The organism is Nocardia sp. NPDC052112 (assembly GCF_040680135.1).
Classification (GTDB): Bacteria; Actinomycetota; Actinomycetes; order Mycobacteriales; family Mycobacteriaceae; genus Nocardia.
The window spans coordinates 162083-181267 of sequence record NZ_JBFAWD010000018.1 but is presented as its reverse complement, the minus strand read 5'-3'; the positions used below and the strand labels follow the sequence as shown (position 1 = coordinate 181267).

The following is a 19185-nucleotide window of genomic DNA, read 5'->3' as shown; positions in this document are numbered from 1 at the left end:
GGGGATTCTCAGGTAGCAAGTCCGTCTCCCCAGAAAGGATTCGAGCCAGATGACGGTACTCGACTCGATTCTCGACGGGGTCCGCGCGGATGTGGCCGCTCGGGAAGCCCTTCTGGACTTCCAGGCGATCAAGGCGGCCGCGGCTGCGGCACCCGCACCGCTGGACGCCCGCGCCGCGCTCCTCGAAGACGGCATCGGCGTCATTGCCGAGGTCAAGCGGGCCAGCCCGTCCAAGGGGGAGCTCGCGGACATCCCGGACCCGGCGAGTCTGGCCAAGTCCTACGAGGACGGTGGCGCGCGCATCATCAGCGTGCTCACCGAGGGCCGCCGCTTCCACGGGTCGCTCGACGATCTGGACGCGGTCCGCGCCACCGTGAGCATCCCGATCCTGCGCAAGGATTTCGTCGTCGGGCCCTACCAGATCCACGAGGCCCGCGCGCACGGCGCGGATGTCATCCTGCTCATCGTGGCCGCCCTGGAACAGGACGTGCTGAGCTCGCTGATCGACCGCACCGAATCGCTCGGTATGACCGCCCTGGTCGAGGTGCACACCGAGGAAGAGGCCGACCGCGCCCTCGAGGCCGGCGCCTCGGTCATCGGTGTGAACGCCCGCAATCTCAAGACCCTCGAGGTCGACCGCGATGTCTTCGCGCGTATCGCACCGGGCCTGCCCACCGAAGTCATCCGCATTGCCGAATCCGGTATCCGTGGCACTGCGGACCTGCTGGCCTACGCCGGTGCGGGTGCGGACGCCGTGCTCGTCGGCGAGGGTCTGGTCACCAGCGGCGACCCGCGCGCTGCCGTCTCCGAACTGGTAACCGCGGGCACCCACCCGTCATGCCCGAAGCCCGCGCGGCGGGGTCGGTGACGAAGGTGACGGCACTGCCCAAGGCTTCCGACGGCATCCACGAGCGCAGCGAGCACGAGCCGGATCCGGGCGGCCATTTCGGCGTCTACGGCGGCAGGCATGTGCCGGAGGCGTTGATGGCGGTGATCGAGGAGGTCACCGCCGAATACGAGAAGTGTCGCCTCGATCCCGCTTTCCTGGACGAATTGGACCGGCTGCAGCGCGACTACACCGGCCGCCCGTCGCCGATCTTCGAATGCCGGCGGCTCGCCGAGCACGCCGGTGGTGCGCGCATCATCCTCAAGCGTGAGGATCTGAACCACACCGGTTCGCACAAGATCAACAATGTGCTCGGCCAGGCGTTGCTCGCCAAGCGCATGGGCAAAACCCGCGTCATCGCGGAGACCGGCGCGGGGCAGCACGGCGTCGCCACCGCGACCGCGTGCGCACTGCTCGGCCTCGACTGCGTCATCTACATGGGTGCGGTCGACACCGCACGCCAGGCGCTGAATGTGGCCCGCATGCGACTGCTCGGTTCCGAGGTGATCTCGGTGCGAACCGGTTCGCAGACCCTCAAGGATGCGATCAACGAGGCACTGCGCGACTGGGTCACCAATGCCGACGACACCTACTACTGCTTCGGCACTGCCGCGGGCCCGCACCCGTTCCCGATGATGGTGCGCGATCTCCAGCGCATCGTCGGCCTGGAGGCCCGTGCCCAGGTGCAGGCGCTCACCGGTCGGCTGCCCGATGCGGTCACCGCCTGCGTCGGCGGCGGCTCCAACGCCATCGGCATCTTCCATCCCTTCATCGATGATCCGGGCGTCCGGCTGATCGGCTACGAAGCGGCCGGTGACGGTGTCGAAACCGGAAGGCACGCTGCGACTTTCACCGGTGGCACACCCGGCGCGTTCCAGGGCGCGTACTCCTATCTGCTGCAGGACGAGGACGGCCAGACCATCGAATCGCATTCGATTTCGGCCGGTTTGGACTATCCGGGTGTCGGTCCGGAGCATGCCTATCTCAAGGACATCGGTCGCGCCGAATACCGCCCGATCACCGATACCGAGGCGATGGATGCGCTGCTGCTGCTCAGCCGCGCCGAGGGCATCATCCCGGCGATCGAATCCGCACATGCGGTGGCCGGTGCGCTCGAGCTCGGCAAGGAACTGGGCAAGGGCGCGATCATCCTGGTGAACCTGTCCGGGCGCGGTGACAAGGACATGGATACGGCGGCACGCTGGTTCGGGCTGTTCGATGACCATGCCGACAAGGAGAACGACCAGTGAGCGAGCGTAGCGAGCGAACCAATCAACACAGCCGAGTACTCGCTCGTGACGGAGCCGAGCGCCAGCGAGGCGCAGTCGTGAGCGAGCGTGGCGAGCGAGCCATCGACACAGCGTCCATGACGACGACGAAGCCGGGCGCCAGCGAGGCGCAGTCGTGAGTCAGCAGTCCCGCCTCGCGAACACCTTTGCCGCCTGCCGCGCGGAGGGCAGGGCCGCGCTGATCGGGTACCTGCCCGCGGGCTATCCGGATCTGGCCGGTTCGATCGAGGTGTGCCGCACCATGGTCGAATCCGGTTGCGACATAATCGAAGTCGGCGTTGCCTACTCCGATCCCGTGATGGACGGCCCGACCATCCAGGCCGCCGCCGATCAGGCGCTGCGCGGCGGTGTCCGGGTGCGTGATGTGTTCGCGGTGGTCGAGGCGATCACCGCGGCGGGCGGTAAGGCCGTAGTGATGAGTTACTGGAATCCGGTGCTGCAGTATGGCGTCGACCGGTTCGCGCGCGATCTGGCCGCCGCGGGTGGGTCGGGCATCATCACCCCCAACCTCATCCCGGAAGAGGCCGACAGCTGGTTCGTCGCCTCGGCCGCACACGATCTGGACCGTATCTTCCTGGTCGCGCCGTCGTCCACCGAGGAGCGTCTGGTCAAGACACTGGAGGCCAGCCGCGGCTTCGTCTACGCGGCCTCGACCATGGGTGTCACCGGCGCCCGCGATGTGGTCTCCTCCGCGGCTCCGGCGCTGTGCGCGCGGATCCGCGCCCACTCCGATATCCCGATCGGCGTCGGCCTCGGCGTTCGCAACGGTGCGCAGGCGGCCGAAATCGCCTCCTACGCAGACGGAGTCATCGTCGGCTCGGCACTGGTGACCGCCGCAGCTCAGGGACTGGACGCGGTGCGTACCCTCACGGCGGAACTGGCCGAGGGCGTCCGTTCCGCGACCGTCGTCTCCTAGCCGCCCGCGAGGGGCACGCCGACCGCGAATCTCGCGATGTGTCCGTGCTCCGCTACGGTTGGGGCCGTGACCTTACGAGTCCTCGCAGACAGCGTCCTGAGCAACGGTGCCGTCACCGCTGATGTGCTGGCCTACATTCCCAGTCCGTCCCAGGGCGTATGGCATATCGGTCCGTTTCCGCTACGGGCCTACGCCCTGTGCATCATCCTCGGCATCGTCGTGGCCATCTGGTGGGGTGAGCGGCGCTGGCAGGCGCGCGGCGGCCAGAAGGGGGCGATTCTCGATGTCGCGATGTTCGCGGTGCCCTTCGGTCTGGTCGGCGGGCGGCTCTATCACGTGGCCACCGACTGGCAGAAGTACTTCGGCGCCGACGGTCATCCGATCGATGCGCTGAAGATCTACCAGGGCGGGCTCGGCATCTGGGGCGCGGTCTTCCTCGGCGGCGTCGGCGCCTGGATCGGCTGCCGGGTCTACCGAATTCCTTTGCCCGCGTTGGGCGATGCGATCGCACCGCCGATTCTGCTGGCCCAGGCCATCGGCCGACTCGGCAATTACTTCAACCAGGAGCTCTACGGCCGCAAGACCGATCTGCCGTGGGGTCTGGAGATCTACCTGCGCTTCGACGATCAGGGCAAGCTCGACATGATGAACGGCGTCTCCACCGGCGTCGTCGACAAGGTGGTGCAGCCGACCTTCCTGTACGAGATTATCTGGAACCTGCTGATCGTGGTGCTACTGGTGCAGATCGATAAGCGCTTCCGCATCGGGCACGGCCGCCTGTTCGCGCTCTATGTCGCGGGGTACTGCCTCGGCCGCTTCTTCGTCGAACTGCTGCGTGACGACGAGGCGACCAAGATCGCGGGCATCCGCATCAACTCCTTCACCTCGGCACTCGTATTCCTCGCCGCCTTTGCCTATTTCGTCTTCGCGACCAAGGGCAGGGAGACCGCCGATCAGCTGCAGCCGTCGACGGTCGCGCGGCCATGGCCGTGGCAGATCGGGGCACTGCGTGCGGCGGGCGCGGAATCCGAGGCCGCGTCGAAGGCCGCCGCCGCGGCGGAAGCGGTGCCGCCCAAACACAGTGCCGGGAAGGATGCGGAGCCCGCAGCGGACAAAGATGCGGAAACCGAGAGCACGGACCATGTTTCGGACCGGAATGGGGCGGACACGATCGCGGACGAGCCGGAGAAGGCGGGCTCCTCCGTCGGCGAAAGCGCTACCGAGAAACCGGATCTGACGAAATCCGAGAACTCCGGCAACGAACCGGATACCACCGGCGATAACTCAAAGGAGTCCGAGACCTCGGACGCCGAGCAGGGCAAGGTCGGAATCTCGAAAAAGGACGACTGATCCCATAACAACTTGGGTAACTCGTTGGGGCATCGAGTAGACACGCGAGTGCGGGTCCGCGACGATACCCTCGGGTGCCCAATTGCCCGGCAAAATACGCGGGGAGACGGGTGAGCACCCGTCGAAATGCACGAATGATGGAGGACATTTAGTGACCGACCCCTACCAGAACCAGCCAGGCTTCGGCGGTCCCCAGTACGGTCCGCCCGGGACGGGGCCGGACCTGAACAAGCAGCCCGACGCACCGGGACAACAGTATCCGTCGAATCCGTACAACCAGCAGCAGCCGCAGTACGGTCAGCCGCAGTACGGTCAGCCCGATCCCTATAGTCAGCAGCCGGGTGGCTACCCGCCCGCGCCGTACCCGGGCGGCGGCTACAACCCGAACGATCCGGAAGCGCCCTATGGTCGCGACCCATTCGGCGTGCCGTTCTCGGATAAGCAGAAGCTGACCGCGGGTCTGCTGCAGATCTTCCTCGGCAGCTTCGGTGTCGGCCGCTTCTACACCGGCCACACCGGCATCGCCGTGGCTCAGATCGCGGTCACCTGGCTGACCTGCGGTATCGGTGGTATCTGGCCCTTGATCGACGGCATCATGATGCTGACCGGCAAGGTGCCCGACAGCCTCGGGCGGCCACTGCGCGACTGAGCGCCGCGGACAATCGACCGACGGGCCCCGTCGCATCGGATGACGATGCGACGGGGCCCGTCGCCATTCGCGGCGGGCTGTGCGAGGATTCGGCGCACGGTGATCGCAATACTGTCGGTCAGCAGCATCCTGGCGTAGCCTGAGCCGGGTTTTTGTGTCGTGTGTGGATGTTGTTCACCGTCCAGACACCGAAGAGAGGGACTTCCGTGCGCCGCAAGCTGTTCGCCGCCGCCATGCTCGCCATTGTCGCCGCCACCGGGCTCACCGCCTGCGGCAGTAGCAGCGATCCGAACGTGCTGAAGGTCGGCACCGAAGGTACCTACGCGCCCTTCAGCTACCAAGGCTCGGACGGCAAACTCACCGGCTATGACGTGGAGGTGATCCAGGCGGTCGGGGACAAGATCGGCAAGAAGATCGAGTTCGTGCAGACGCCATGGGATGCGATCTTCGCGGGTCTGGAATCCAAGCGCTTCGACCTGGTTGCCAACCAGGTGACGGTCAACGACGAGCGCAAGGCCAAGTACGCGCTGTCGCAGCCGTACACCACCTCCGAAGGTGTGATCGTCACCCGCGCGGACAGCACCGGTATCACCTCGCTCGCCGACCTCAACGGCAAGACCACCGCGCAATCGGCCACCAGCAACTGGGCCAAGGTCGCCCAGGGCGCTGGTGCGAAGGTCGAAGCGGTGGAGGGTTTCGTGCAGGCCGTGCAGCTGCTGAAGACGGGCCGTGTCGATGCCACGGTCAACGACAGCCTCGCGGTTCTCGAGTACACCAAAAAGAGCGGTGATACCAGCGTGAAGGTCGCGGCCAAGACCGGAGAGGTCAGCCACCAAGCGTTCGCCGCCCGCAAGGACGACCCTCTGATCGGCCAGATCAATACCGCCCTCGAAGCCTTGAGCGCGGATGGCACGCTGACCAAGATCTCGGAGAAGTACTTCGGCACCGACGTCAGCAAATAACCGTCCGTGGATCCCGCAACCAGGGAACTGATCTGGCACAACCTGTGGCCGATGCTGCAGGCCACGATCAACAAGACCATCCCGCTTACCGCCGTCAGTTTCGTCATCGGTCTGGTCATCGCCTTGTTCGTGGCGCTGGCGCGGATGTCACCGCTGTGGTTCCTCTCGGCGCCCGCCCGGTTCTATATCTCGATCATTCGGGGCACGCCGCTGCTGGTGCAGCTGTTCATCGTGTTCTATGCGCTGCCGCAGTTCGATATCGTCATCGATCCGTTCCCGGCGGCGGTGATCGCGTTCAGCCTCAATGTCGGTGGTTACGCCGCCGAGGTCGTGCGCGCGGCAATCCTGAGCGTCGCGGAAGGACAGTGGGAGGCGGCGAAGGCGCTCGGCATGTCGTATGCCCAGGAATTGCGGCTGATCATCCTGCCGCAGGCCGCCCGCATCGCGGTGCCACCGCTGTCCAACACCCTCATCTCGCTGGTGAAGGACACGTCGCTGGCCTCGACCATTCTGGTGACCGAACTCCTGCGCACCGCGCAGCTGGCCGCCGCCCCGACCTTCGACTTCTTCGCCCTTTACGGCGTCGCCGCGCTGTATTACTGGGTGATCTGTCTGGTCCTCGGCTTCGGTCAGACTCGCCTGGAAACTCGGCTGTCCCGCCATGTCGCACGCTGACGAGGCCCTTTTGTGCTTTCCGCTAAGCCTTCGTACATATTTTTCACCTAGCTTTCACCGAGGCCACAGCAGGCTACGGGTACTGGGCGGGACTAGGCTCTACTCGTGATGCGACGGACGAAGATTGTGTGCACTCTCGGCCCAGCGACCGCTACCGAGGAACGTATTCGGGAACTCGTCGAGAGTGGTATGGATGTGGCGCGGCTGAATTTCAGCCATGGCGAGCACTCCGACCATGCCGAAAACTACAAGAAGGTGCGGCAGGCCTCGGACCATATCGGCCGGGCGGTCGGCATTCTCGCCGACCTGCAGGGTCCGAAGATCCGGCTGGGACGCTTCGCCGAGGGCAAGACCGTTTGGGCCAACGGTGAAGAGGTCCGCATAACCGTCGACGAGATCGAGGGCAGCCACGATCGCGTCTCCACTACCTACAAGGAGCTGGCCAAGGACGCCAAACCGGGCGACCGCCTGCTCATCGACGACGGCAAGGTCGGCGTCACGGTCATCCTGGTCGAGGGCAACGATGTCGTCTGCCGGGTGACCGAGGGCGGGCCGGTCAGCAATAACAAGGGAGTTTCGCTGCCGGGTATGGACGTCTCCGTGCCTGCGCTGTCGGACAAGGACATCGAGGACCTCGAATTCGCGCTCAAGCTCGGCGTCGATTTCATCGCGCTGTCCTTCGTGCGTTCCCCCTCGGATGTCGAGCTGGTGCACGATGTGATGGACCGGGTCGGCCGCCGCGTTCCGGTGATCGGCAAGTTGGAGAAGCCCGAGGCCATCGACAATCTCGAGGCCATTGTGCTGGCCTTCGACGCGGTCATGGTCGCCCGCGGTGACCTCGGTGTCGAACTGCCGCTGGAGCAGGTGCCGATCGTGCAGAAGCGGGCGATCCAGATGGCCCGCGAAAATGCCAAGCCGGTCATTGTCGCGACCCAGATGCTGGAGTCGATGATCGAGAACTCGCGCCCGACCCGCGCCGAGGCCTCCGATGTGGCCAATGCGGTGCTCGACGGCGCCGATGCGGTGATGCTGTCGGGTGAGACCTCGGTCGGCGCGTATCCGATCGAGACGGTCCGCACCATGGCGCGGATCGTGCACGCGGTGGAGACCGAATCCACCCGGGTGCCACCGCTGACCCACGTGCCGCGCACCAAGCGCGGTGTCATCTCCTACGCGGCCCGCGATATCGGCGAGCGGCTCAATGCCAAGGCGCTGGTGGCCTTCACCCAGTCCGGCGATACGGTTCGCCGCCTGGCCCGACTGCACACCCCGCTGCCGCTGCTGGCGTTTACCCCCCTTCCCGAAGTCCGCAGCCAGCTGTCGCTCACCTGGGGCACCGAAACCTTCATCGTCCCGACGGTGGACAGCACCGATGCGATGATCCACCAGGTGGATGTAGCACTTCTGTCGATGGAGCGATACCAAAAAGGTGATCTGGTGGTAATCGTGGCAGGCTCCCCGCCCGGTACTGTCGGCTCCACCAATCTGATCCATGTGCACCGTATAGGTGAGGAGGACCATTAGTCGTGAGCGCTTCGTTAGGTGGCGCTGTCGGCCTCGGGGCCGCAGCGGAGGGTACCGACCTCGACGTGCTGCTCGGACTGCTCGATCTGGAACAGGTCGACGAGGATGTCTTCGTCGGCCAGCATCCGGAGAAGGTCTGGAGCCGCACGTTCGGCGGTCAGCTGGTTTCGCAGGCGATCATGGCGGCGGGGCGGACGGTCGAGGGCGACCGTCCGCTGCATGCCGTCAACGCACATTTCGTGCGTGGTGGCGATGTGAAGAAGCCGATCGAATACCGGGTCGACCGCCACCGCGACGGGCGCTCATTGGCCAACCGCACGGTCACCGCGACACAGGACGGTCAGGAGCTGTTCGTCATGCTCGCCGCGTTCCAGGATTGGGGCAAGGGGCTCGAGCATGCGCACGCTCAGCCCGAGGTGCCGGATCCGGAGACGCTGCCGCGCGTCGAGGAGAGCTTCGAAGGCTTGGAGGACAAGCTGGAGATGTTCGTCAAGGCGCCGCATCCGATAGATATGCGCTACACCAACGATCCGGCCTGGATCCTGAAGGGCACGGGGGAGCGGCTCAATCACAACCGCGTGTGGATGCGCGCTGACGGCCGACTGCCCGATGATCCGCTGATTCACGTTGCGACGCTTGGTTATTCGTCCGATACCACGGTGCTCGATTCGATCATCACCACGCACGGCCTGTCCTGGGGTCTGGACCGCATCGTGGCCGCGACGATCAACCATTCGATCTGGTTCCACCGCCCGTTCCGCTTCGACGATTGGGCGCTCTACGCCACCGAGTCTCCGGTGGCCGCCGGTTCACGTGGCCTTGCCACGGGTCGATTCTTCTCTCGCAGTGGCGAATTGCTTGCCACCACGGTCCAGGAGGGCGTCATCCGACACTTCCCGGCGCGCCGCTGAACTGGTTGCCCATGTGTATCGCGAACAGTGACAACTGATTTCGCAAGCACATGGGTAACTTGTCGGGAACGCCCAGAACTGGATTCGATGGCCAACCGTCGGCCCGCGACGTGACTCAGCCAGGCACTGACGACCGGCAAAAGATACGGGGAGGCGGGCGAGCCTCAATATCCCGGAAGGCGGAACCGTTCGCGCTCGGTTTCGAAGTCGAAGCTGTCCCGGCGCTGCACTCGGATGGTCCGTGGGATCTCCAGATCCATTGGGCAGCTTGCGGTTTCCAACATCAGTCGCTTCTCCAGCGCACTCAGGCTCGGTGCGGTCAGATCGCGCGGCGCGCCGACCAGGCTGAGCGCGATCTCATAGGTGCGCCTTGCTTGCTGCTCCTGGCCGGGATGGTCCACCCGCCACTGGGTTTCGAGTAGTAGGTGCTCCGGCGCGTCGGGCTCTACGGGCAATGTGAAGCGCCACGCGAAGACATCGCGGTCCTGGAGGTGGTCGTCCACCACCTCGCGTACCGAATCGACGACGCGATCGAGGGTTTCCGGTGTCACATAAACATGGAGCGAAACATCCGAAATTCGTTTCGGCATGTCTGATTCCTGTCGTGTGTCGAACCATCAACGGCGGAAGTTATCCCGCGCGCGAGTGTAATCCCTTTACCCGCCAATTGGACACCGGGCCCTGCGTGTCACCGGATCCGCTGGGCGGCCAGGAAGGCCGCCAGCGGCGCGGGACGCGCCCCGGGGGCCACCACGAGGCCGGGGCGTTCGTCCTCGACGGGCCTTTGCTGTTCGTGTGGCGCCAAGGACAGCAGTAGCGGCACCAACGCCTCCGCGATCCGGTCACCGACTTCGCAGAACGCGGCCTCCGACAGTCCGACCGGATCGGCGATATTCTCGCGGCCGACCAGGGCCAGGTCGTCGCGGGCGCGGTGCAGATCGGCAATGGTCTCGGCACCGGTGACCTTGGCGATGCGATGTGCTTCCAGGAGAGTGAAGGTGCGCGATCCGGCCCCGAATCCCATTTGCGCCGCCTGATCCCGGATCTGCTCGGTCATGGCGAGCACCAGATCCGCGCGGTCGATCAGTTCGGGCTTGAGTTTGCGGGCCCGGAAATGGTCGGCGTCGGCGCCGAGTCCCTCGATGGTCCGTGCGGCGAGCGGTTCGATCGGGAAGCCAACCAGCGCACGGGTTCCCGCACTCTCCGCGGTTAGTCGGGGCAGGTTGTATTCGACCGCTACGGCGCGAGTGAGCCGCTCGGCGATTACCGAACGGCAGACATTGCCGTTGCAGACGAACAGGACGTGCATGCGGATACGGTAAGCCGCGTATGGGTCGACCAGAAGGCCGTCGACATCGAATCACAGCCCGCGGAAGATTTATTCATCTGCTGGTCAAGCGCCGTACACGAAGTAAGCCCTGGTATTCAGAGCGACGCTCGATACATGTTGCCGCTAGGCGGTCGATCGGTAATCGAGGTCTGGGCGTCCTGGTGAAGGTACCCGGCGGCAGCGGTTTCAACCATCACGGTATTGCCACGGTTGGGGATCGGATTCACTCGGACTCGCCGCGGTAGTAAGCGGATTCGGCGACCACGGGTGCCACCTCGGGGGCCTCGCCGTACACCCGCTCTCGCGTCGTGAACATCCGGCCGCGCGAGGCCACGACCGGTGCGAACCGCGGCAGTCCGGAGCCCGCTCCCATATCGTCGTACATCGCATCGATACCACCGCGCATGAAGTAGGCCTCATGCCAGAAGCCGGTACCGCCGGAGTCGCGCAGGAACTTCTGCCACCAATCCCGGTGCGGCGCAGAGCGTGTCCAGCGTTCCAGCGAATCGAGATCACGCCAGTACTGTCGTGCACCCCAATGCGGCGGGAACAGCGACCAGATCACATCCTCGTGCGATAGCAGCCCATCCGGCCGATCCTGGTGCGACCGATACAGTTTCGGGCCCAGACCGAGCAACCGCAGGATTCCGCGCGGCTTGCGCACTCGCATCCCGAGATAGATGACGACCAGATCCGGATACCCGGACAGATCGACAGTAGTCCTGTTCACCCGCATCGAGGCACCTCCGCATCGGGCTGCCGACGTGCAACCCTATGCTCGAAACACGACACAGCCTTCGCCCTAGTTCGATCGCCGGGCGAAGAGGTGGTCAAGCCGGAGAAGGTGCGGTTGGGGCCAGGGAGGCGGGGCTCGAACCCGCGACCTCCCCGGTTGCATGGGGTGCTCGACCGCCTGAGCTATTTCCATGGCCGGGGATTGCCGCAGCGACGGGGGCGGATTTTGTCGCAATGCCCGCCGATAGTGAGCGCGGCCCATGCTCACCATGAGCATGGGCCGCTTATGAGTTGGTGCCGATTGTGGGACTCGAACCCACACGTCCTTTCGGACAACGGTTTTTGAGGTTGTCCCTCTCGGTGTTTGCGGGAATTGGGTGGTGTTGGTGAGGGGAGCGAACAGGGTGCTGAACTGCGGATTTGATCGTTGGGCTCGTTGGTGAGATTGGTCGTTCCGGACGCTGCTGCGGACCGGTTGCGGACTGCTGCTCCCTTTAGACGGGCTGGCTAAGACGCAGGTACAGCCGCTGGGGCTGATGGTGTCGGCGCAACCGCTGGTGTGGGCTCTGGCTCGAGGCTGGAGTCTAGGCTCCTGGCATGAGCATGGCCCAGACCGAGAAAAGCCGACCGGGGAACCGACGATACCGGTTACGGCTTCGCAGGCATCTTCTGCTCGTCTGCACCGGCGTGGCCTGCCTTGGGATACTCGTCTCGGCGAGCAAGCCGGCCAGCGCCGAGCTGATGTCGTTGTCGCCGTTGTTGATCCTCGGGGGGACATTCGTGGTGGTTGTGGTGTTGTGCGTGGTCATCGTCTACCCGATCCTGGCAGTCCGATCCCGGCGGCTTCGGGTACCTGAGCTCGGCCCCCTGGCCGCTCCCGCACTGATAGTCGCGCTCACGGCCATTTTATGGAGCGCAGACCTGCCAATGGCTGTGCGCTGGCACTTCTCGGCGCACGCCTTCGACGATGCGGCACAGCAGGTGAGTGCCGGTGTCGATCCGCGGATGTTCGAAGGTGACCGCCTCGGCCTTTATCGCATTCGCGGTGTGGAACGCCTCAGCGACGGCATCTACTTCAGGACTGGCCCGATGGCGGCCTATTGCTCGATGGGAAGTGGCTTTGCCAATCTTTCTGGCCACCGGCCCGCGACAGGCGCATCCCATCACCTCAGCGGCGACTGGTACTGGTTCTGTTTCAACAGCGCAGGGGTTGTGGTGCCCGACCGCCCCATCGGAGGAGTGTACTAGCCGGTGACGAAACCGCTGGCCTGAGGCGACGAAGGCCAACAGGCCTGAGAGGGGCGGCAGTTGCGCACGAAGGTGATTCGATGCGCTAACCTGCCTCCCCAGACCAGCACTCCGATCTGACCCGAGCAGGTCCGGATCATCACCTGGTTCCAGGTGTCGAGATAAATCGCCTGTCCGCCACCTACTCCCCCCGCTTCACCCTGGCGTACACGGGTATCCGATTCGGTGAGGCGATTGCGCTGCGCACCGCGAATGTAGATCTGGACAGTCGCCGGATCTGGGTCAGTCGTTCGGCAACCGGGGTGACCGGCGAAGGCATGGTGGAGACCGACACGAAGAACCACACGACTCGCGCGGTTCCGGTTCCGCGAGCCCTCGCCAAGGAACTCGAGGCCCTGGTGGAAGGTCGGAAGGCCGATTGGCTGGTGTTCCCGAGTCACAAGGGTGGGCATCTCACTTCGACCGAGTTCCGCTGGGTGTTCGATCAGGCGGCGGCGTCGGTTGGTCTGGATGGCGTTGTGCCGCACGGTCTTCGGCATACAGCTGCATCGCTGGTAATCAGTGCGGGGGCGAACATCAAGGTCGTGCAGCGGATGCTCGGGCACAAAACCGCGACGTTGCCCCCGGACCTGTACGGCCATCTGTTCCCGGACGATCTCGACACGGTGGCCGATGGGATGGATGAAGGCGCTCGTGCAGCTGCGGACCAATTGCGGACTGCGTGATGCCCCAAACGGGAGAGAGCCCCGGAACAGGGGCTCTACCTGGTGCCGATTGTGGGACTCGAACCCACACGTCCTTTCGGACAACGGTTTTTGAGACCGTCGCGTCTGCCAGTTCCGCCAAATCGGCGCACCGGTGGGAAAGCATAGCGGGTGACTGTCGAAAAGCGCGAATGGGCTGCTCATGAAGTGATCATCGCCCGGTTTGCGCAGGGTATATGGGTTGTATGTGGAACTGAAAGGTACTCTCTACATCACTCGACGGCGACAGTGGGGCGACGGGCCGGTGCCCCGGACCACGGCCACTTATTCGCGCGTCGGGGACACGGCATCGGAACCAGAGGGGTCTACCTATGAGCAACACAGCAGGGGGCGCCGGCACGAAGCGGGACGCCGGGGCGAAGCGGGTCGTCGTCGCGGAGGACGAAGCGCTCATCCGCATGGATCTGGTGGAGATGCTGACCGAAGAGGGCTATCAGGTTGTCGGTGAAGCGGGCGACGGCCAGCAGGCGGTGGATTTGGCGGTGGAGCACCGGCCGGATCTGGTCATCATGGATGTGAAGATGCCGCGCCGCGACGGTATCGATGCCGCGGCCGAGATCGCGTCGAAACGTGTTGCGCCGGTTGTGATTTTGACCGCATTCAGTCAGCGCGATCTGGTCGAGCGGGCGCGCGACGCCGGCGCGATGGCATATCTGGTCAAGCCGTTCACGAAATCGGATCTGGTGCCCGCCATCGAATTGGCGGCCAGCCGCTTCCATGAAATCACCGCGCTGGAGAGCGAGGTCGCCAATCTGGCCGACCGGCTGGAGACGCGCAAGCTGGTCGAGCGGGCCAAGGGCGTGCTCATGCAGACCCAGGGATTGTCGGAGCCGCAGGCATTCAAGTGGATTCAACGTACGGCGATGGACCGCCGCACTACCATGAAGGCGGTAGCCGAGGTGGTGCTGGAAAATCTGGCACCGAAGTAGGCCCTTCCTTGCGCCCCGGCCGTTCAAGGCCGGAAATTTTACTTCTCGGAAACCTGATCGCGATGAAAAATTCGAAACTATGTCGGCCGGATGATCCGAATGTGATGCGCAGCTAACGTACCAACGCTATGTTCTGACCGGGCTGACGTGGTCGGCCTCCTCGGAGGAGAGCCCGGGGGAGCACAGGACGTAGAGGTGAAACGTGCTTAGTTCGACATGGCGCAGTCGTTCGATGCGGGGGGCATTGGCCATCGGTGCCGCCGCCGCGCTCGTGCTGACGGGGTGTAGCGATAAATCGACCGACGGTGGTTCGGGCACCTCCGGCACCAGCGGCGCGGGCGGTCTGACGATCCAGCCGGTCATGCAGATCGACGCCAACGGCAAGCAGGTGCCGAAGTCGGACAGCGCCTCGGCCGCCGACCCGGCTGGTGACGGCAAGGCGACCTGCCCGGCGGGCACCGCGATCGCCATGGCGGGCGCGCTCACCGGTCCGGACGCGGCCCTCGGCATCAACATCGTCGACGGTGTGAAGCTGGCCCTGGACAAGCACAACAAGGCCAACCCGGGCTGCAAGATCGAGCTCAAGCAATTCGATACCGAAGGGGACCCGCAGAAGGCCACCCAGGTCATCCCGCAGATCGTCAACGACAAGTCGATCATCGGCCTGGTCGGTCCGGCGTTCTCCGGTGAGACCAAGGCGACCGGCAAGATCCTCAGCGATGCCGGCCTGGTCTCGACGACCGCCTCGGCCACCAACGAGACGCTGACCCAGAACGGCTGGACCAGTTTCTTCCGTGGCCTGGCCAATGACGGTGTGCAGGGTCCTTCGGTCGGTAAGTACCTGGTCAACACCGCGGGCTACAAGAAGGTCTGCGTCATCCAGGACAACACCGACTACGGCACCGGTCTGGCCAAGACGATCATCGAGGGCCTCGGCTCCGCCAATGACGCGTCCTGCAATGCCAGCATCAAGAAGGGCGACAAGGACTTCTCCGCCACGGTCACCAAGATCGCGAGCGCAGCGCCGGACGCCGTCTTCTACTCCGGCTACTACTCCGAGGGTGCCCCGCTGGCCCAGCAGCTGAAGTCCGGTGGCGTCAAGGCGGTCTTCGTTTCCGCCGACGGCACCAATGATCCGCAGTTCGTCGCCCAGGCCGGCAGCTCGTCCAAGGGTGCGGTGCTGTCCTGCCCGTGCGGTCCGGCGCCGGATAAGTTCACGGCCGATTACAAGGCACTCAACGGTGCGGAGCCGGGTGTCTACTCGGTCGAGGGCTACGATCTGACCACGATCTTGGCCAAGGGCATCGACGGCGGCAAGCTGACCCGCCCCGATCTGCTGGAGTACGTGCGGTCCTACGACGGCAGCGGTCTTGCGCGTCAGTACAAGTGGAACGCGACCGGTGAACTGTCCAACGCACTGATCTGGATCTACGAGGTCAAGTAGCCCTAGACAACCAGCACGGCGGCACGTACAGGGGTTCGTGCGAATCCCCGTACGTGCCGCCGTGTCGGGTGGGCGAATTAATGAGGGCTAAAGACGAATGACATCAACGGCATTGGCCGGCGTAGTACAACTTGCCGGCGGTTCGATCGACTTCAACTACCACGGAGTGATCGATAACTTCTGGCGACTGACCGTCGACGGGGTGACCTACGGCGCTATCTATGCCTTGGTCGCCGTGGGCTATACCCTGGTCTACGGCGTATTGCGGCTGATCAATTTCGCCCATTCGGAAATATTCATGCTCGGTATGTTCGGTCAATTGATCGGACTCATGCTGTTCGGTTTCGTGGCGAATCCCGATGTGTACACCCAGGGCATCATCCTGACGGTCACCTATCTCGCGTTGGCGATGATCATCGGCATGCTGGTATCCGGTGGTGCCGCAGTCGGATTGGAGCGGGTGGCCTATCGGCCGTTGCGCAAACGCGGGGCCAAACCACTCAGCTTCCTCATCACGGCGATCGGTATGTCGTTCGTGCTCCAGGAATTCGTGCACTTCATCCTGCCGAAGATCAATCCCAAGCTCGGTGGCACCAATGCGCAGCAGCCGATCAAGCTCGTCGAGCCCAGTGTTCAGTTCAGCTTCTTGGGTGCCGATGTCGACAATGTCAAAGTTCTCATCGTGGTGGCGGCAATCGCGCTCGCCATCGCGACCGAGGTGTTGATCAACCGGACCAAGTTCGGGCGGGGTATCCGCGCCGTCGCGCAGGATCCGGACACCGCGACATTGATGGGCGTCTCGCGGGAGCGGGTCATCATGTTGACGTTCTTTATCGGCGGCGTGCTCGCCGGTGCGGCAGCGCTGCTCTACGCGATCAAGATCCCGCAGGGGATCATCTATTCCGGCGGCTTCATTCTCGGCATCAAGGCCTTCAGCGCCGCGGTGCTCGGCGGAATCGGCAATCTGCGCGGCGCGTTGTTGGGCGGGCTCATCCTCGGCATTGTGGAGCAGTACGGCCAGATCCTGCTCGGCGTCGAGTGGCGAGACGTAGTCGCCTTCGTGGTGCTGGTGCTGGTGCTGATGGTGCGCCCGACCGGCATTCTCGGTGAGAGCCTCGGGAGGGCCCGCGCATGACCGACTCGACCAAAACCACGGACGTAGCATCGCCTGGGCAGCCGACGGCCGCGACCGGACACGGTGTCGGAGACGCGATTCGGACCTGGTGGGACGGTCTGAGCCGCCCCGCGCAATGGGGTGTCGGCGTGCCGATCCTCATTCTGCTCGCACTGCTTCCGCTGTTCCCGCCGCCGCTGCTGGATACCCCCGGCTACAACTTCGGTCTGGTCATGGCGCAGGTCGCGATGTACGCGCTGATCGCCATCGGCTTGAATGTCGTTGTCGGACAGGCGGGCCTGCTCGACCTCGGCTACGTCGGCTTCTACGCCATCGGCGCGTATACGGTCGGCCTGCTCACCAGCCCCAACAGTCCGTGGAATCAGACCGACGGCGGCTGGCTGAATCCGACCTGGGCCTGGATGGCCTGCCTGCCGATCGCGGTCGCGGTGACGGCGATCTCCGGCATCATTCTCGGCACGCCGACCCTGCGACTGCGCGGTGACTATCTGGCGATCGTCACCCTCGGCTTCGGTGAGATCGTGCGGCTGCTCGCCGACAATCTCTCCGATATCACCAATGGCAGCCTTGGCCTGTCCGGTGTCGCCTTCCCACACCTCGGCGAATCCGACAGCAAGCCGGAGGGTGTGTTCTCCGGCGGTAACAGCGGCAATTCCGACAGCGCGAATCTGCTCGACCGGGCCAGTTACGGCACCTGGTGGTACTGGTTCGCGATGGTGCTGGTGATCATCGTGCTGCTGATCGTCGGCAATCTGGAACGCAGCCGGGTCGGCCGCGCCTGGGTTGCCATCCGCGAGGACGAGGACGCCGCCGAGATCATGGGCGTGCCGACCTTCAAATTCAAGCTGTGGGCCTTCCTGATCGGCGCTGCCGTCGGCGGCATGTCCGGTGCGATCTACGCCGGTCAGGTGCAGTTCATCAATCCGACCGGGTTCAACATCATCAACTCGATGCTGTTCTTGTGCGCGGTCGTCATCGGTGGTCAAGGCAATAAACTCGGCGTCATTTTCGGTGCGTTCATCATTGCCTATCTGCCCGCGCGCCTGCAGTCGGTGAAATTGGTGAGCAATGAGTCGACCGGGTACCTCCTGCTGGCGATCGACGTGTTGGTCTTCGTCGGGTTGATCGTCGTATGGAAGTACAAGAGCGACAATCTGAGTGTGTGGCCGCGGCGCGCCTGCATTACCGGCATGGTGGTAACCGGCGTCCTGGGAGCGCTGCTGCTCGGCAGTGTGCTGCTGTTCCGCGTCGGCGGTGCGCAGTCGCTCGGTGACCTCAAGTACATGTACTTCGGAATTACCTTGGTGGTCATGATGATTCTGCGGCCACAGGGTCTGTTCCCGGTGCGGCAGAAGCTGCTGACCTTCGGCAGGCAGGTGTATCAGGCCGTGCGCAAACCGGGTGAGCCTGAATTGATCGGAGCGGGACGATGACCGGGCCAGGCGCGGGCGACGCCCTGTTCGACAACGAGGATATGGCGGCCGGTTATGCGGCACCGCCCGAGGTCGAGAGCGCGGGCGAGGTCGATGTGACCGCCGTGATCCCGGTGCTCGCCGATGCCGAGGTGGTCGCGGATGTGGTTGCGCCGCACCGCGAAATCGCGACCGAGGTGGGTGCGCCGCTACTGCGCACCGACGAGCTCACGGTGAAGTTCGGCGGTCTGACCGCCTTGGACAAGGTCAGCTTCGAGATCCGCCGCGGCGAAATCCTCGGACTGATCGGGCCCAATGGCGCGGGCAAAACCACCTGCTTCAATGCCATTACCGGGGTCTACAAACCGGCCTCCGGACTGGTGTATTTCGACGGCAAACCGCTGACGAAGACCAAGCGCAATGAGATCACCCGGCTCGGTATCGCCCGCACCTTCCAGAATGTGCGGCTGTTCGGCGAGATGACCGCGCTGGAGAATGTCGTGGTGGGCACCGACGCCAGGCATAAGACCTCGGTGCCCGGCGCCATCTTCCGTACTCCGCGGCACCGCAGCGAGGAGAAGGATGCGATCGAGCGCGGCATGGCCTTGCTCGAATTCGTCGGCATCGCACCGCGTGCGGTGGAGAAGGCGCGCAATCTCTCCTACGGTGATCAGCGCCGCTTGGAGATCGCCCGCGCGCTGGCCACCGAGCCGAAACTGCTCTGCCTGGACGAACCCGCCGCCGGTTTCAATCCGAGCGAGAAATCGGCGCTGATGGATCTGATCCGCAAGATCCGTGACGACGGGTTCACCGTGCTGCTGATCGAGCACGATATGCGCCTGGTCATGGGGGTTACCGACCGGATCGTGGTGCTGGAGTTCGGACGTAAGATCGCCGACGGGCTGCCCGCGGAGATCCGCGACAATCCGGATGTCATCGCGGCGTATCTGGGTGTGCCCGATACCGAGGCCGCGGCGGCCGAAAAGGCCACCGCCGTAACCGAAGTGGTCGAACCGGAACCGCCCG

General features: G+C 64.5%; 18 protein-coding genes, 2 tRNA genes and 1 pseudogene. 16 read left to right on the top strand and 5 right to left on the bottom strand.

The features are described 5' to 3' along the window. Positions 1-49 precede the first annotated feature (49 nt). From trpC to AB0L58_RS30440, 9 genes are all read left to right on the top strand, one after another. A complete protein-coding gene (trpC, locus tag AB0L58_RS30480; protein ID WP_364391881.1) occupies positions 50-868 on the top strand; it encodes an indole-3-glycerol phosphate synthase TrpC in 819 nt (272 codons plus the stop codon). After that, on the top strand, positions 838-2136 hold the full coding sequence (gene trpB / locus AB0L58_RS30475) for a tryptophan synthase subunit beta (RefSeq protein ID WP_364391877.1): 1299 nt from the start codon (positions 838-840) through the stop codon (positions 2134-2136). The genes trpC and trpB overlap by 31 nt, the downstream gene beginning before the upstream one ends. A 154-nt stretch (positions 2137-2290) precedes the next feature. After that, complete coding sequence (trpA, locus tag AB0L58_RS30470; protein WP_364391875.1) at positions 2291-3091, top strand: tryptophan synthase subunit alpha; 801 nt, start codon at positions 2291-2293, stop codon at positions 3089-3091. A gap of 66 nt (positions 3092-3157) precedes the next feature. After that, complete coding sequence (gene lgt, locus AB0L58_RS30465; RefSeq protein WP_364391873.1) at positions 3158-4441, top strand: prolipoprotein diacylglyceryl transferase; 1284 nt, start codon at positions 3158-3160, stop codon at positions 4439-4441. A gap of 151 nt (positions 4442-4592) precedes the next feature. Beyond that, complete coding sequence (locus tag AB0L58_RS30460) at positions 4593-5090, top strand: TM2 domain-containing protein (RefSeq protein ID WP_364391870.1); 498 nt, start codon at positions 4593-4595, stop codon at positions 5088-5090. A gap of 167 nt (positions 5091-5257) precedes the next feature. Then, a complete protein-coding gene (locus AB0L58_RS30455; protein ID WP_364391867.1) occupies positions 5258-6052 on the top strand; it encodes an amino acid ABC transporter substrate-binding protein in 795 nt (264 codons plus the stop codon). Between the two features lie 6 nt (positions 6053-6058). Continuing rightward, positions 6059-6727 carry an amino acid ABC transporter permease gene (locus tag AB0L58_RS30450; RefSeq protein ID WP_364391865.1) on the top strand — a complete coding sequence of 223 codons (669 nt, stop codon included), beginning with the start codon at positions 6059-6061 and terminating at the stop codon, positions 6725-6727. Between the two features lie 105 nt (positions 6728-6832). Further along, positions 6833-8251 carry a pyruvate kinase gene (gene pyk, locus AB0L58_RS30445; protein WP_364391863.1) on the top strand — a complete coding sequence of 473 codons (1419 nt, stop codon included), beginning with the start codon at positions 6833-6835 and terminating at the stop codon, positions 8249-8251. A 2-nt stretch (positions 8252-8253) separates the two neighbouring features. After that, positions 8254-9162, top strand: a complete 909-nt coding sequence (locus tag AB0L58_RS30440) for an acyl-CoA thioesterase II (protein ID WP_364391860.1) — start codon at positions 8254-8256, stop codon at positions 9160-9162. A gap of 164 nt (positions 9163-9326) precedes the next feature. Here the strand turns inward: AB0L58_RS30440 and AB0L58_RS30435 are convergent, their stop codons facing one another. The 4 genes from AB0L58_RS30435 to AB0L58_RS30420 all read right to left on the bottom strand — a co-directional run bounded on the left by AB0L58_RS30435 (position 9327) and on the right by AB0L58_RS30420 (position 11423). Beyond that, positions 9327-9752: a hypothetical protein gene (locus AB0L58_RS30435; RefSeq protein ID WP_364391858.1), complete on the bottom strand. Its 426-nt coding sequence runs from the start codon at positions 9750-9752 to the stop codon at positions 9327-9329. 98 nt (positions 9753-9850) lie between these two features. Continuing rightward, positions 9851-10471: a low molecular weight phosphatase family protein gene (locus AB0L58_RS30430; RefSeq protein WP_364391855.1), complete on the bottom strand. Its 621-nt coding sequence runs from the start codon at positions 10469-10471 to the stop codon at positions 9851-9853. A 244-nt stretch (positions 10472-10715) separates the two neighbouring features. After that, positions 10716-11228, bottom strand: a complete 513-nt coding sequence (locus tag AB0L58_RS30425; RefSeq protein ID WP_364391852.1) for a DUF4188 domain-containing protein — start codon at positions 11226-11228, stop codon at positions 10716-10718. A gap of 115 nt (positions 11229-11343) precedes the next feature. Further along, a tRNA-OTHER gene (locus AB0L58_RS30420) sits at positions 11344-11423 on the bottom strand. Between the two features lie 401 nt (positions 11424-11824). Here AB0L58_RS30420 and AB0L58_RS30415 point away from each other — a divergent pair. Both AB0L58_RS30415 and AB0L58_RS30410 read left to right on the top strand, forming a co-directional pair. Continuing rightward, positions 11825-12475 carry a hypothetical protein gene (locus tag AB0L58_RS30415; RefSeq protein ID WP_364391849.1) on the top strand — a complete coding sequence of 217 codons (651 nt, stop codon included), beginning with the start codon at positions 11825-11827 and terminating at the stop codon, positions 12473-12475. Between the two features lie 116 nt (positions 12476-12591). Beyond that, a complete protein-coding gene (locus AB0L58_RS30410) occupies positions 12592-13200 on the top strand; it encodes a site-specific integrase (RefSeq protein WP_364391951.1) in 609 nt (202 codons plus the stop codon). Between the two features lie 40 nt (positions 13201-13240). Here AB0L58_RS30410 and AB0L58_RS30405 read toward each other — a convergent pair. Continuing rightward, positions 13241-13327: transfer RNA gene (locus tag AB0L58_RS30405), tRNA-Leu, on the bottom strand. A 223-nt stretch (positions 13328-13550) separates the two neighbouring features. On the opposite strand from AB0L58_RS30405, the gene AB0L58_RS30400 reads away from it, so the two are divergent. The 5 genes and pseudogenes from AB0L58_RS30400 to AB0L58_RS30380 form a co-directional block, all read left to right on the top strand. Further along, complete coding sequence (locus AB0L58_RS30400) at positions 13551-14168, top strand: ANTAR domain-containing response regulator (protein WP_040688928.1); 618 nt, start codon at positions 13551-13553, stop codon at positions 14166-14168. A gap of 232 nt (positions 14169-14400) precedes the next feature. Beyond that, positions 14401-15612, top strand: a complete 1212-nt coding sequence (locus tag AB0L58_RS30395) for a branched-chain amino acid ABC transporter substrate-binding protein (protein ID WP_364391847.1) — start codon at positions 14401-14403, stop codon at positions 15610-15612. Between the two features lie 97 nt (positions 15613-15709). Further along, the gene (locus AB0L58_RS30390) at positions 15710-16747 is read left to right on the top strand and encodes a branched-chain amino acid ABC transporter permease (RefSeq protein ID WP_364391846.1); all 1038 of its coding nucleotides are present in this window, start codon (positions 15710-15712) and stop codon (positions 16745-16747) included. Continuing rightward, positions 16744-18180, top strand: a complete 1437-nt coding sequence (locus tag AB0L58_RS30385; protein ID WP_364391843.1) for a branched-chain amino acid ABC transporter permease — start codon at positions 16744-16746, stop codon at positions 18178-18180. Before AB0L58_RS30390 ends, AB0L58_RS30385 begins: the two co-directional genes overlap by 4 nt. Continuing rightward, positions 18177-19133, top strand: a pseudogene (locus AB0L58_RS30380) (ABC transporter ATP-binding protein); the annotation flags it as partial. The gene AB0L58_RS30385 and the pseudogene AB0L58_RS30380, both read left to right, overlap by 4 nt. Positions 19134-19185: the final 52 nt, after the last annotated feature.